The organism is Bacillus sp. SIMBA_031, from assembly GCF_046535225.1.
GTDB lineage: Bacteria > Bacillota > Bacilli > Bacillales > Bacillaceae > Bacillus > Bacillus velezensis.
The window spans coordinates 1-274 of the sequence record NZ_JAWRXC010000209.1 but is presented as its reverse complement, the minus strand read 5'-3'; the positions used below and the strand labels follow the sequence as shown (position 1 = coordinate 274).

The 274-nt window shown below is 58.0% G+C and carries 1 protein-coding gene; it reads left to right on the top strand.

The genetic code is table 11. The features are described from left to right. Positions 1–274, top strand: a 274-nt coding sequence (locus SB724_RS20055) for an LCP family protein (RefSeq protein ID WP_410572586.1), incomplete at both ends; no start/stop codon positions are given.

The following is a 274-nucleotide window of genomic DNA, read 5'->3' as shown; positions in this document are numbered from 1 at the left end:
CTGAACGGCGACGAAGCCTTAGCTTTCGTTCGTGAACGCAAGTCGTTCAGCGACGGGGACTACCAACGCGTCCGCAATCAGCAGGCCTTCATGAAGGCCATCATCAGCAAAACAATTGCCCGCAACACCCTGACCAACCCCGTAACCGTCAGCAGCATGGTCAGCGCTGTCTCACCATTCATCAGCGTGGACAAAGGCTTTGACGCTGCTGCGCTGGGCGGCCTGGCCTTGGGCCTGAAGGACCTAAAAGCCAGCGACACGGTCATGTTCACAC